The following is a 13,841-nucleotide window of genomic DNA, read 5'->3' as shown; positions in this document are numbered from 1 at the left end:
ATTTTTAGTCAGTTAACCGACAAAAATATGAATCGCAGATTATTTATTACAGGCGCAGCCACAGCTGGCGTTGCAACACTCTCCATGGCCAATGCCTTACCATTGGAAATTTCAAAAAAAGAAAAAAGGTATCAAAACGGACGGAGTCCATGGCCCATCTGTTTGGATACAGCAACCATAAGACCTGTCAAGGGTTTGGAGAAGAAGGTGGAGATTGCCATAGCAGCGGGTTATGATGCTATTGAGCCTTGGGACAGCGATTTGGAGGAATACGAGAAAAATGGGGGAGACCTTAAAAAGTTGGGCACCAAGATTAAGCAAGCGGGTTTGTTTGTGCCTAGCATGATAGGGCTTTGGGGTTGTATTCCAAAGAATGAGGATGAATTTCAGAAATCCTTACCAGCTACCAAAAACAGAATGAGAATGGCATCTGAAATAGGCTGTACCTATGTACAGGCTATACCTAATCAGGTTGGGGAAAATTATGACCCTCACTTTGTTGCGTCATGCTATCGAAGATTATTGGAAATTGGAATTGAGGAGTACAATGTAATACCCGCTTTGGTATTTGTAAAGATGTTCCCTCTCAAGACCATGGGTCAAGCGACCGCTGTAGCCTTGGATGCAAATCACCCGAAGGCCAAAATAATACCGGACGTATATCACATGTACATTTCTGAGGGAGGGTTTGACGGACTAAAACTTTTAAATGGTGATATTTTTGCTATTTTTCAGTTTAACGATGCACCTAAAGGCATGGAGTTAAAGGATATGGAAGACAAACATCGTGTTTTTCCAGGCGATGGAATACTACCGTTGCCACAAATCCTAAAAGACCTCAAGAATACAGGGTACAACGGATGTATATCCTTGGAATTGTACAACCCGGAATACTACGGCATGGATTTGTTGGAGGTGGCCAAGACCGGACTTCAAAAGACCTTAAAAGTAATTAAAGAGGCGGGAGTTTAACTTTATTCCTTTCCCCTATAAAAAGAGGCTTATCATAAAAGGTTATTCTGATTCCGAAAAGTAAAATAATTCCCCCTAAGATCATTTGTATGGTAATTACCTCATTTAGAAACACCCAAGCCAATAAAGCAGCCAATATGGCTTGGGCCAAAAGGCTAAGGGAAACTCTTGTAGCTCTCATATGTTGGGTGGAATAGCTGATAAGCGTCCAAGCCAATAATTGACAAACTAATCCTTGAATTAAAAGTATAAACCATCCCATATTTGAGAAGCCGTTAAAAGGCTCGCCCAGCAACCACGATATGACCCCTAAAAAGAAGGAAGAAGATATTAGGCTTAGGGTCATAAAGTTTACAATGGAGATCTTGCTTAAGACTTTTTTGCTCATCAGAATATAGATGGCATAGAAAATACCGGACAGCACCCCAAAACTAAAACCAATATCAAAAGAAAGTTGGGCAAAGAACCGAAACCCTACTAAGGTTATCATCCCCATTAAAGCAATAGAGGTGCCTATCCAAAAATTTCTGGAGGGTTTGGGTTTTAAAAACAAAAATGTACCGATACCAACCCATACCGGCGATAGGTTGGTTAGTAATGACGCCTGAGTTGCCGTAGATTTTTGAATTGCAATATTCCATACGGCAACATCGGAACCAAAACATATACCGCATAGCAGGGCTAGAAAAAATGTACTTCCTTTTGGAATTTCCAATTGCTTTGTAAATATGGCGTAGGGTAGAATTATAGCTAGGGCAATGGCCATTCTGTAGAAGGCGGAAATGAGCCCAGGAGTGTAATTTAGTTTTACTAAAATCGGAAAAATGGAAATGCAGATAATTCCAATAATTAGGGCAATCCGAGGTTTTGTTATCATTTGGAATAAAAGAACAAAAATAGGGAATAGTAAGAATTGTTAGTGTCTATAAATTGAAAATGAACATTGCTACATGTTTACAAATTCAAATCCTGCAAGAGGTATGTCCTTTAAGTTAATTTCTGTCTCATTCAATAGAACGCCATACTCTAAATAGGCTTTTAGATTGGCCAGCCAGAATGTCCAACCATTGCTACACCCATAATGTATGTTTAATTTGCTTTTGTCATCGGTAGGTATGTTGTATTGTTTTAGGGTAAGCAGTACAAAATCTCCCTGCTCTTCCATGGAAATGGCTACATGACATACCTCTGCAAAAGTAATTTCTAAAAAATCCTTTCCGTTAGCTTGGACTACTTTGCCCTTTTCTTGACCGTCCCAATTATGCCATTCCCAGACATAGCTGTCTCCTTCGGTAATCTTGTCTCTCTCTGATTTGATACGGCCATGCGCATCGGTATAGGTGGCATTTCTTAAAAACCAGGAGGTAATCCCCTCTACAGTGGACCACGACCAATAAAGTTTTTCCAAATTGGTTTTGATGTATATTTTTTTGGTAAAGGAATCGAAACTCAGCGTGCTCATTTCAGTTGTTTTTGTGCTACTTCCAGATTGTAAATTTCTCGTCCCAATTGTGCTAAAAAGGGAAGTCCAATTTCTTCATATTCGTATTTGTTGTCGTTGAAAATTCCATCCTTGTTTACCAACAGTGTGGCGGTTAGCAAGAATTCAACATTATTTTTACTATCCGTTATATAGGCGCAATCCGTAATTGTACCATAGGCATTACCAACTTTATTATAGATCTTAATATACTGGGGAATAGTGTCTTTCGTATCTCCGAACATAAAAAACTTACCATAGCCATCGCAATAATCCATTTCATCGTAACCTATATATCTAGGGGGGTCACTCATGGCCTTCAGGAGAAAACTATGTTGATCTGGACTAAGATTGAATCGTTCATTTATCGGGAATTGTTTCGGGAAAATTATCCTTTTCAAGACTTCGTTTTGAGTGCTAAGAGGGAAGTAATTTTTTAGACTAAAATCAAACGGTCCGTTCGTCAAGGTGTTCTCGTCATAGTAGCCCACCCCTTTTTTTATTCCTGTTAATAATAAAGGTTTGGCAGACCTATTGGTACTTGGCTCCAACCAAGTTACTGTAGTGTCGTTTAGGTAAATAATCAGCGGCCTTGTAGTTACTTCAAAAGCATTTTCCGTTGAAAGCCGGTGAGAGATTCGTACTGGGGCTATGCCCTTGTTCTTTAAAATTTCATTTATACGGTCCTGACCTAAAAATTCGAACAATCGGTTGTTGGCTTCATTGTCACTTACAGCAAAAATTTTGGTAATCTCATTGGCAAATGTAGTTTCCAAAGAGTCGCCCTCAACATAAAATTGGGTGTAAAGGTCCAAAGAATCCATTTCATTCAATTTTTCCAAGGTCAACAATACCGTTACTATTTTGACGGTACTTGCCGGGTAGAAATAGTTGCTGTCGTTGACCTGATAATTGTAATCGGAGAAAACAACACTGTCCTTCATCCTGTGAATTTTCGTATACCTTATCTGTAACTCATATTGTGCTACGCTATCCATCACTTGTTTTATTTTTGTATTGGTGGAGGATAGGGCCAGCGTCAAAAAATCTGGCTGTTCAATATGGGGGCTGCACGAAATAATTAAAAACGCTAATACGTTAATGAAAAAAACATATCTTTTGCCCATAGGTTTGGTTTAGGTATTATTGGCTACTCCTTGGCGGTGTACACTTCTCCCCTGTGTGGTTTTAATGCATCCCTTACAGAGATCATTTCAGATTCGGTTACAACAAGATATGCAATGGCATGCATATCATTTAGAGTCAAATTCCCGGTGATGTTCAACTTTAAATTTTGGGCCAAAACATATTCTTCAAGATGTATTTTATGGTGCTTGGCCGTATTCTGGGCAGATTCACCCCTAAAATCCCAAATTAGTTTTATTTGTCTGTCTTCCATTGAATAAAATTAACAATAAAAGGAATAACATATACGGTAAACCATTGGTTAAATGCAACGCAGTTTTATTAAAAAAAGAGAACTTGCATAATGCGGCTTAATTACTAAATTTGCGGAATGGATTTTTGTAACATAAAGCAGGTAGGTATCCCACGATTCTTAGTAAGTGCAATATTGCTCTGTACTTTTATATCTTGTGATTCTCTTTTTAAGGGAAAGGAAGACAAAATTCCTGTGGCTAGGGTAGGAGAGACATATTTGTACAAAGAGGATTTGAAAGCACTGCTTTTATCCAATATGTCCAAAGCGGATAGTACCTCGTTGGTTAATAATTATATTAATAATTGGGCTTATAAACAGTTGTTACTATCCAAGGCCAAAATAAATTTGCCCGAGGATAAGCTAGAACATTATGAACAATTGGTTTCCAATTACAGAACCGATTTGTATACAGGGGCCTATAAGGAAGCATTGGTCCTAAAATCACATGACACCGCCATAAGCAAGGCTCAGCTTACCGAATTTTATGAGCGTGAAAAAGAAAATTTCAAGTTGAAGGAGAGGATAATGCAATTGAGATTTGTGGAATTGCCGATACAATATTTGGATAAGGATTTGGTGGCCAAAAAATTAAAAAATTTCAAGGAGGAGGATAAACGCTATCTAGATTCCATCAGTGTGCAATTCCGAAAGGTAAATTTTAACGATTCCATTTGGGTAAGTGTTTTTCGGGTAATGGAAGAAATTACTCCTTTAACCCCTGAAAATCAGGATAAGTACTTAAAAAAATCACAATTTTTTGAATTACAGGACTCTTTAGGGGTATATTTGGCGGAGGTAAACGATTTGTTGGAAATCAACGATGTTGCTCCTCTTCCTTATATTGAACCGACTATTAAACAACTGCTTTTGAATAGAAGAAAGTTGGATTATATGAAGAAATTGGAAGTAGAGTTGATGGATGAAGCTATTAAAGAAAAAGAATTTGAAGTTTATGAACAAGGTAATTAAAACAAGTTTTTCCCTTTCTATTTTATTGATGACCGGGATTTTAAGTGCACAAGACAGTGAGAAACTCCCAGATACCCAAGTTGAGCCACAGGAAGTAATTGTTGAGGAATCAATTGTTGCGAAAAATGATTCTGTAAATAATTTTAAAAGGATAAAATTAGACGGAATTGCTGCTGTAGTGGGCGACTATGTAATTCTTGAATCGGATATTGAAAAGACTTTGATAGATCTTAAAAGTCAAGGGGCCTCCACTGCCGATGTAACAAGATGTGGCCTTTTAGGCAAGTTGATGGAGGATCGCTTATACGCCCATCAGGCGGTTCAGGATAGTATTTTGGTTTCTGATGATGAGGTAAATTCCCAAGGGGATCGACAGTTGCAACAATTGGTGTCGCAGATCGGTTCTATGGAAAAGGTGCTGAAGTATTATAAAAAAGACGATGAAGCCAGTTTTCGTGAAGACCTGTACAAGATAAACAAGTTAAGAATGTTATCCGAAAAAATGCAAAATCAAATTGTTTCGGAAATAGAGATTACCCCTGAGGAGGTTAGGCAATTTTTTAATAAGATACCAGAGGATGAAAGACCCGTTTTTGGAGCGGAGTTGGAGATTGCACAGATTGTAAAGGAACCTAAAGCTACAGAGGAAGAGAAACAAAAGGTAATAGATAAACTAAATGGTATTAAGGCCGATATAGAGGAGAACGACGCCAGTTTTAGCGTGAAGGCCATTTTGTATTCCCAAGATCCAGGGTCAAAATCCAAAGGTGGATTCTACAGTATGACCCGTGAAACTCCATTTGTAAAGGAATTTAAGGATGTGGCCTTCAGTTTAAGGGAAGGTGAGATATCAGATCCTTTTGAAACCCCTTTTGGTTATCATATTATTTTTGTTGAAAAAATAAGGGGTCAGGAGCTGGATCTAAGGCATATTCTTATATCACCGGAGATATCCCAAAAGGAATTGGACAAAGCCCGTATGGAATTGGATAGCATAAGACAAGGTGTTCTGGATGGTAAATTTACCTTTGCAGCTGCAGCATTGAACTTTTCTGATGAAAAGGAAACCAAGTTTGATGGAGGTTTGTTAAGAAACCCCCAAGACTATAGCTCTCGTTTTGAACTTACAAAAATGGAACCTTCCCTGTACAATCAGGTAAGGGATATTAAGGATAATGAAATTTCGAAGCCAATTCTGGAGAACGACCCCAGAGGCGGTAGTCCAAAGTACAAGATCATGAAAATTACCAATAGGTATGACGAGCATGTTGCCAATTTCTCCAAGGATTACATAAAAATTCAGGAACTGGCCCTTAGGGAAAAACAATATAATGCCATTAAGAAATGGATGGACGACCATATCGAAGACACTTATGTAAGTGTTAATGCAGGAAACAAGGACTGTGATTTTGCAAATAATTGGATAAAGGATTAGGTGCATGTCAGATGTAACTGCAATTAAAAATCTGGTTGGGAAAAATAAGGCACTTAAACAAGAAATAGCCAAGGTCATTATTGGTCAGGAGGTGGTGGTAGACCAAGTACTGCTTTCTATTTACACTGGTGGGCACTCCCTACTGATTGGAGTTCCTGGTTTGGCCAAGACCCTTATGGTCAATACTATTGCTTCTGCCTTGGGATTGGGCTTTAAAAGAATTCAGTTTACTCCTGATCTTATGCCGAGCGATATTTTAGGGAGCGAGGTATTGGATCAAAATAGAAACTTCAAGTTTATAAAAGGACCTATTTTTTCCAATATAATTTTGGCAGATGAAATTAACCGTACTCCCCCCAAAACCCAAGCAGCATTGCTGGAAGCTATGCAGGAGAGAGCGGTAACCATAGCGGGCAATCAATATAAGTTGGATTTGCCGTATTTTGTTTTGGCAACCCAAAATCCGATAGAACAGGAAGGCACGTATCCATTGCCGGAAGCGCAACTGGATCGCTTTATGTTCGCTATAGAACTAAAATACCCTTCTATTGAAGAAGAAATAAAGGTAGTAAAGGAAACAACCTCCGACTTTCAGCCAGAAATAGTTCCTTTGTTTACACCGAAAGAGATATTGGATATACAACATTTGGTACGGAGGATTCCAGTGCCCGATAATGTGGTGGAATATGCTGTGAAATTGGTTAATAGTACAAGACCAAATCAGGAGGGTGCATCCGAATTTGTCAAGCAATTTGTAGATTGGGGAGCAGGTCCTAGGGCATCCCAGAATTTAATAATGGGAGCAAAGGCCCATGCAGCCGTGAATGGCAAATTTTCACCGGATATAGAAGATGTCAAAGCGGTATCATTAGGTATTCTAAGACATCGTATAATAAAAAATTACAAGGCAGAGGCCGAAGGTATTTCCGAAGAGGATATTATTCTCAAGCTTTTATAGTTAAACCAAATAAGCAAGGAAATTTTACTTTTCACAGGAGTAAAAAGCTGTAATTTATTGCATTTCCATTCCAATTAAGCAATTCTTTTTTACAATTACATAAATTTGGCGTATTCTTGGGGTATTCTTGGTTTAAAAGTTTTATAAACGTAAGGTATTTTCTTAATTTTGAAGAATAACTTAAACTAAAATTTTATAGATAATGGCATTCGATATTGATATGATTAAAAAGGTGTATGCTAACATGTCTGAGCGTGTTGATAAGGCACGTGAAGTTGTTGGCAAACCTTTAACCCTTTCAGAGAAAATTTTGTATTCCCATCTATGGGAAGGCAATCCTAGCAAAGCATTTAGAAGAGGTAAGGACTATGTTGATTTCGCGCCAGATCGAATCGCTTGTCAAGATGCTACAGCCCAAATGGCGTTGTTGCAATTTATGCAAGCTGGGAAACCAAAAGTGGCAGTACCTACCACTGTTCATTGTGATCACCTTATACAGGCAAAAAGTGGTGCTGTGGCAGATTTAAAAGTGGCCAATACTTCTAGTGCCGAAGTCTTTAATTTTTTAGAATCAGTATCCAATAAGTATGGAATTGGTTTTTGGAAGCCAGGTGCAGGTATAATTCACCAGGTAGTTCTTGAAAATTATGCATTTCCAGGAGGAATGATGATAGGGACCGACTCCCACACTGTAAACGCAGGCGGACTTGGAATGGTTGCCATAGGTGTTGGTGGAGCTGATGCTGTGGATGTTATGGCCGGAATGGCTTGGGAACTGAAGTTTCCTAAATTGATTGGTGTAAAATTAACGGGTAATATCTCTGGATGGACATCTGCCAAGGATGTAATCTTAAAAGTGGCCGGTATCCTAACTGTTAAGGGAGGTACAGGTGCTATTATTGAATATTTCGGTGAAGGGGCCAAAAATCTTTCATGTACCGGTAAGGGCACCATATGTAACATGGGTGCTGAAGTTGGTGCAACTACCTCTACCTTTGGTTACGATGCCTCTATGGAAAGGTATTTAAGGGCTACGGACAGAAACGATGTAGCGGATGCGGCAAATGCAGTTAAGGATTATTTAACGGCCGACCCTGAGGTATATGCCAATCCTGAACAATATTTTGATGAAATTATAGAAATAGATTTAAATACCCTTAAACCACATCTTAATGGTCCATTCACACCAGATCTAGCCACACCTGTGGGAGAATTGGGAGAGAAAGCAAAAGCTAATGGATGGCCAATGAAAGTGGATTGGGGCTTAATAGGGTCATGTACCAATTCTTCTTATGAGGATTTAACCAGGGCTGCATCTATAGCACAACAGGCGGTTGATAAAAAGATAAAACCAAAATCCGATTTTGGTATCAACCCAGGATCTGAGCAAATTAGATTCACTGCGGAACGTGATGGTTTATTGCAGATATTCGAAAATTTGGGAGCAACAGTATTCACCAACGCTTGTGGACCGTGTATCGGTCAATGGGATCGTAGTGATCTTAAAGGGGATGAAAAGAATACCATAGTTCACTCCTTTAACCGTAACTTTTCCAAAAGAGCGGATGGAAATCCAAATACCCATGCGTTCGTAGGTTCACCGGAAATGGTGGCTGCGATTGCAATTTCAGGCAGATTGGATTTTGATCCAATGAACGACACTTTGATCAATGAAGATGGACAAGAAGTGAAATTGGACGAGCCATTGGGAATTGAATTACCTCCAAAAGGGTTTGAAGTGGAAGATGCAGGTTATTTGGCGCCAATGGAAGACGGTTCTGGTGTTGTGGTAAAGGTAGATGTCAAATCTGAGCGTTTGCAATTGCTAGATCCTTTTACTCCAATTAAGCCTGAAAGCTTACAGGGAGCTAAATTATTGATCAAGGCCTTTGGTAAATGTACTACAGATCATATTTCCATGGCAGGTCCTTGGTTACGTTTTAGAGGGCATTTGGATAATATTGCCAACAATACCTTAATTGGTGCGGTAAATGCGTTTAATAAGAAAACAAATTTTGTAAAGAATCAGCTTACTGGCGAATATGTAGGGGTGCCGGATGCACAAAGGGCATACAAAGCCGCTGGAATAAAAACCGTTGTCGTGGGAGATCATAACTATGGAGAGGGATCTTCACGTGAGCATGCTGCCATGCAGCCAAGACATTTGGGAGTTGCTGTGGTAATTGTCAAGTCTTTTGCAAGGATACATGAAACCAACCTCAAGAAACAAGGTATGCTAGGTCTAACATTTGCCAATGAAAGTGATTATGACTTAATTCAGGAAGATGATACCTTCAACTTTGTGGATATAAAGGATTTTGCTCCAGAAAAGCAAATTACCTTGGAATTGGTACATAAAGACGGCAGTAAGGATACTATTAAATTGAATCATACTTATAACCAATCACAGATAGAATGGTTTAATGAAGGCTCTGCTCTTAACGTTATTAAAAGGGAGAACGCGGCCTAATTTAATGCTGTAAATACTTTATAAAAACTCCTGATATTCATCAGGAGTTTTTTAGTTTTGACAAAAGATTAAATTAAATGAAAATTCGCAAAAAAACAGTTTTGAACATTGCCGTAATGGCTTTAATTTTATCTTTTTTTGTAACGCCCTTGGGCGATTATAGCAAGGTTTTATTAAATAAATGGTTTTCTTTTTCACCTGAGGTAACCAAAGAAATCAATAGGGGACAGATAACTAATTACGATTGGAAATTAAAGGACGCCAATTGGAACTTTTTCAATTTTAATAGATCCAAAGGACGTGTTGTGTTTATCAATTTTTGGAGGTCTTGGAATATTCCTAGTGAAGCTGAAGTTGAAAGTATTCAAAAATTATATGACGATTACAAGGGTAAGATAGACTTTTACATCATTACCAATGAAGAAAGAGAGCCCGTAGAGAAATTTATGTCCGACCATGGCTTTACTTTTCCGGTTACCTACTCCATAGTAGGGGATCCCATGCCTGTGGACGGGTCTAAACCACCGCGGTCCTATTTGTTGGATAAGGACGGAAGGATTGTAATAAGCAAGGAAGGGGTGGCAGATTGGGATAATGATAAGGTAAAGGCTATTTTAGACGACCTTATTAGCAAATAATTAGTAACATATGGTACCCACAAAGAAATGGATCGTCAACGGCATTTATGTTGTGGGGATTCTTATTTTGTTGTTTACTCCTATTGGATTTAAGGCAAAGGTCATTGCCAGTAGACTGCTGTCCACGAGTGCCGCCAAGGTAAAGGATGGAATGCAGGTACCATTGGACACCTATCGGTGGAAATTGACGGATCTGGAAAACGGGACATTCAATTTTGATGATCAAAAGGGCAAAATAATCCTAGTAAATTTTTGGGCTACCTGGTGTCCACCATGTGTAGCGGAAATGCCCAGCTTGCAGGAGCTCTATAATGATTATGATGATAAGGTTGTCTTTATGTTCGTGACTTCTGATGATCGCCAGAAGGTGATAAGCTTTTTGGAAAGGAAGGATTTTAATTTACCTATTTACTTTCCATCTTTCGAGCCTCCGAAAATGCTTCGCTCTAAGCTGCTCCCCACTACATACATTATTGATAGGGACGGCAAAATAATTGTTGCAGAGACCGGCGCTGCAGATTGGAATAGCGATAAAACAAGGGCGCTTATTGATGACTTGTTGAAAGAATAAAACTTAAATGTCCTATTGTAGTTTTTCTTTTTTTTGGAAATACTTGAAGGGCACAAATAACATTCCAAAGCATTCGCCATCCTCTTTTCCCAAATGTTTGTGATGCATTTTGTGTGCTCTCCTAACTCCTTTGGCATACCAATTATTGGCGTTTCTGAAAATTTTGAACCTCTGATGTATAAAAATATCATGAACAAGGAAGTAGGCAATTCCATAAGCCAATATACCAAAACCTAATGGCCATCCATACCAGAATTCGGTTTGGGAGCCAAGCCAAAAAAAAGTAATACTTACAGCGGCATAGAAAAGGAAAAAGGCATCGTTTCTTTCGAACCAGGAATCGTGGTCCTTTTTATGATGGTCCTTATGTAGGGACCATAAGAAACCGTGCATAATAAATTTATGGGTAAACCAGGCCATAAACTCCATAAAGGAAAAAGTAGCAAAGAAAATTAAAATCCAAATCAACATTTTCATCCTAAACCAGTTTTAATTTATAATTAATATACGATTTTACCAACAAACCAAATTTTTGTGGATTTGAAACCCGTATACGAGCGCTCATTATCTTTGTAGAAGGGGTTTCCTGTAATTTTATCAATAACTTATAATAATATCTATAAGCGGTATAAACTCCAAACTTGGCTTCATTGGGCAGGTTTATTATTCCTGAATATCCCAATTTAAAATCAGCTTTAATTTCGTTTACAATTTTGTTTTTGGCCTCTTCGGTCAGATTGTTCAAGTTAGTGTTTGGGAAATAAGTTCTGTTCAAATCCTCAAAATCAGTTTTTAAATCCCTTAAAAAATTCACTTTCTGAAAAGCCGATCCCAAAGCCATTGCGGAGGGTTTTAGCTTGTCATAAGCTTCCTTGTCTCCCTTTACAAATACCGTTAAACACATTAGCCCAACAACATCGGCGGAACCGTAAATATATTGTTGATACTGGCTTTCGGTAAGACGAACGGTTTTTTCCAAATCCATCCGCATACTCTTCATAAATGAAGTTACTAGATGTAGTGGGATGTCATATTTATAGAAGGTATGTTGAAACGAATTAAGAATGGGGTTAAGGCTTATTTTTTGATCTAAGGCATCGTTCAAATCCGACTCAAACTTATCCAATAAATAAAATTTATCATAGTTGTGAAAGCTGTCCACTATTTCATCAGCAAACCGTACAAAGCCATAAATGTTATAGATATCGCCTCTTATGGAAGGGGCCAGCATTTTTGTGGCCAAAGAAAAGGAGGTGCTGTAATGTTCGGTGACGAGCTTACTGCATTCCAGGGAAACGGTATCAAAAATTGACTTCATAATTTAGATTTTTGATATTTAACAATAAGTTCCGACACCAATTTTCCAGAAATTAGGGCTGGCGGAACTCCTGGGCCTGGCACGGTAAGCTGGCCCGTAAAAAAGAGATTCTTTACCTTTTTACTATGCAATTTGGGTCTAAGAAAGGCAGTTTGCATTAGAGTATTGGCCATGCCATAGGCATTTCCCTTATAAGAATTGTATTGCTCTACAAAATCATTGACACAAAAGTCCTCCTTAAAAAGGATATTATTTTCGATTTTCTGACCGGTTAGTTTCTGAAACCGGTCTAGAATAATATCAAAGTACTTATTTCGCAATTGTTGGTTGTCTTCTAAATCAGGGGCGATTGGAATTAAAAAAAAGCCTGTTTCGCAATCTTTCGGCGCCATACTGGAATCTGTAATCGAAGGAAAATTGCCATAGAAGAGGGGAGCTTCGGGCCACTTGGGATCATCATATATTTCGATGGCATGTTGTTCAAAACTGGTGTCAAAAAATAGGTTGTGGTGTGAAACGTTTTGCAGTTTTTTATCAAACCCTACATAGAATAATAACGAAGACGGGGCGAAGGTCTTTTTGTTCCAATAGGCTTCGGAATATTGGCGAAATTGGGGTTCCAGTAGCGTCTCGGAATGATGATAATCGGCGCCACTGAGCACAATATCTGCATTTATGAACTTTTTGTCTATACTAATTCCGGTGGCGGTACCCCGTGTTACTTCAATTTTTGTTACCGCTTTATCGGTGTAAATTTTGACACCCAATTCCAAGGCCAATTGCTCCATAGCCTTAATTACCTGATACATGCCACCTTTGGGATGCCATGTGCCCAATCCAAAATCCGCAAAATTCATGAAACTATAGAAAGAAGGGGTTTTGCTGGGTTTGGCGCCTAAGAATAATACAGGAAATTCCAGCGTAGATATTAGTTTTGGATTCTTAAATTTTTTACGAACATCGTGACTAATGGATTTAAAGAACTGATCCAGTCGAAGTACCGTATCCTTGCTCACCAATTCCAAAGGGGAAAGACCTGGCCGCAGCACTATTTTATGAATGGCTATTTCATAGTTGTCTTGTGCTTTTTTAATAAACTTCCGCAGAGGTTTTGCGCTCCCTTTTTCTATGCGTTCAAATTCATCACATATTTTGTCCATACTATCCCCAATGGTAATAATATCGTCTGAAAAGAAAATTTTATAGGCAGGATTTAACTTGTCCAATTGATAGAAGTCGGAGGTCTTTTTTCCAAAATCTTTGAAAAAACTTTCAAATATATCGGGCATCCAATACCAACTAGGACCCATATCAAAAGTAAACCCATCCCGCATAAACTGCCTTGCCCGGCCACCAACGGTCTTGTTTTTCTCATATATAGATACATCATAACCCTGTCTTGCCAGATAGCACGAAGCTGAAAGTGATGAAAATCCCGATCCGATTATGACAACCTTTTTACGCATAGGTAGTTATGTGAATAAATTGATATGACTATTTGTAAGGCTTACCACTAATGAAAATAGGATATATTGTTGGCAAGTCCAAAAGTTTGGGAAAATAAAAAAACCGTTGACTATCCATAAAAA

At 38.5% G+C, this 13,841-nt stretch carries 14 protein-coding genes; 7 read left to right on the top strand and 7 right to left on the bottom strand.

Annotated elements, in window-relative coordinates:
• Positions 1-27: 27 nt before the first annotated feature.
• The gene (locus tag MWU78_RS19825) at positions 28-972 is read left to right on the top strand and encodes a sugar phosphate isomerase/epimerase family protein (RefSeq protein WP_247001054.1); all 945 of its coding nucleotides are present in this window, start codon (positions 28-30) and stop codon (positions 970-972) included.
• On the opposite strand, the gene MWU78_RS19820 is transcribed toward MWU78_RS19825, so the two are convergent.
• The 4 genes from MWU78_RS19820 to MWU78_RS19805 form a co-directional block, all read right to left on the bottom strand.
• Positions 953-1,849: a DMT family transporter gene (locus MWU78_RS19820; RefSeq protein WP_247001053.1), complete on the bottom strand. Its 897-nt coding sequence runs from the start codon at positions 1,847-1,849 to the stop codon at positions 953-955. The two genes, MWU78_RS19825 and MWU78_RS19820, sit on opposite strands and share 20 nt — an antisense overlap.
• Positions 1,850-1,918: 69 nt before the next feature.
• Positions 1,919-2,434: an SRPBCC domain-containing protein gene (locus MWU78_RS19815; RefSeq protein ID WP_247001051.1), complete on the bottom strand. Its 516-nt coding sequence runs from the start codon at positions 2,432-2,434 to the stop codon at positions 1,919-1,921.
• Positions 2,431-3,579, bottom strand: a complete 1,149-nt coding sequence (locus tag MWU78_RS19810; protein ID WP_247001049.1) for a serine hydrolase — start codon at positions 3,577-3,579, stop codon at positions 2,431-2,433. The genes MWU78_RS19815 and MWU78_RS19810 overlap by 4 nt, the downstream gene beginning before the upstream one ends.
• A 23-nt stretch (positions 3,580-3,602) precedes the next feature.
• The gene (locus tag MWU78_RS19805; protein ID WP_247001047.1) at positions 3,603-3,851 is read right to left on the bottom strand and encodes a hypothetical protein; all 249 of its coding nucleotides are present in this window, start codon (positions 3,849-3,851) and stop codon (positions 3,603-3,605) included.
• A gap of 117 nt (positions 3,852-3,968) precedes the next feature.
• On the opposite strand from MWU78_RS19805, the gene MWU78_RS19800 reads away from it, so the two are divergent.
• The 6 genes from MWU78_RS19800 (at position 3,969) to MWU78_RS19775 (ending at position 10,934) form a co-directional block, all read left to right on the top strand.
• A complete protein-coding gene (locus MWU78_RS19800; protein ID WP_247001045.1) occupies positions 3,969-4,862 on the top strand; it encodes a peptidyl-prolyl cis-trans isomerase in 894 nt (297 codons plus the stop codon).
• Positions 4,846-6,297 carry a peptidylprolyl isomerase gene (locus tag MWU78_RS19795; protein ID WP_247001043.1) on the top strand — a complete coding sequence of 484 codons (1,452 nt, stop codon included), beginning with the start codon at positions 4,846-4,848 and terminating at the stop codon, positions 6,295-6,297. Before MWU78_RS19800 ends, MWU78_RS19795 begins: the two co-directional genes overlap by 17 nt.
• A 4-nt stretch (positions 6,298-6,301) precedes the next feature.
• The gene (locus tag MWU78_RS19790) at positions 6,302-7,255 is read left to right on the top strand and encodes a MoxR family ATPase (RefSeq protein ID WP_247001041.1); all 954 of its coding nucleotides are present in this window, start codon (positions 6,302-6,304) and stop codon (positions 7,253-7,255) included.
• Between the two features lie 202 nt (positions 7,256-7,457).
• Positions 7,458-9,725, top strand: coding sequence for an aconitate hydratase (locus MWU78_RS19785; RefSeq protein WP_247001039.1), 2,268 nt, complete (start codon positions 7,458-7,460; stop codon positions 9,723-9,725).
• Positions 9,726-9,802: 77 nt separating this feature from the next.
• Positions 9,803-10,363 (top strand): TlpA disulfide reductase family protein, encoded by a 561-nt coding sequence (locus MWU78_RS19780; RefSeq protein ID WP_247001037.1) that lies wholly within the window; start codon positions 9,803-9,805, stop codon positions 10,361-10,363.
• 10 nt (positions 10,364-10,373) lie between these two features.
• Positions 10,374-10,934, top strand: a complete 561-nt coding sequence (locus MWU78_RS19775; RefSeq protein WP_247001035.1) for a TlpA disulfide reductase family protein — start codon at positions 10,374-10,376, stop codon at positions 10,932-10,934.
• Positions 10,935-10,946: 12 nt separating this feature from the next.
• Here the strand turns inward: MWU78_RS19775 and MWU78_RS19770 are convergent, their stop codons facing one another.
• Genes MWU78_RS19770 through crtI form a run of 3 tightly spaced genes read right to left on the bottom strand, consistent with a single transcriptional unit; the run spans position 10,947 to position 13,718 of the window.
• Positions 10,947-11,411: a sterol desaturase family protein gene (locus MWU78_RS19770; protein WP_247001033.1), complete on the bottom strand. Its 465-nt coding sequence runs from the start codon at positions 11,409-11,411 to the stop codon at positions 10,947-10,949.
• A 1-nt stretch (position 11,412) separates the two neighbouring features.
• Entirely contained in the window at positions 11,413-12,252 is an 840-nt protein-coding gene (locus MWU78_RS19765; RefSeq protein ID WP_247001031.1) for a phytoene/squalene synthase family protein, read from the bottom strand.
• Positions 12,249-13,718, bottom strand: a complete 1,470-nt coding sequence (gene crtI, locus MWU78_RS19760) for a phytoene desaturase family protein (RefSeq protein WP_247001029.1) — start codon at positions 13,716-13,718, stop codon at positions 12,249-12,251. The genes MWU78_RS19765 and crtI overlap by 4 nt, the downstream gene beginning before the upstream one ends.
• Positions 13,719-13,841 lie beyond the last annotated feature (123 nt).

Origin of the sequence: Arenibacter sp. F26102 (genome assembly GCF_023015865.1) — a bacterium.
Taxonomy (GTDB): domain Bacteria; phylum Bacteroidota; class Bacteroidia; order Flavobacteriales; family Flavobacteriaceae; genus Arenibacter.
This window is presented reverse-complemented; position numbering and strand designations above follow the sequence as displayed.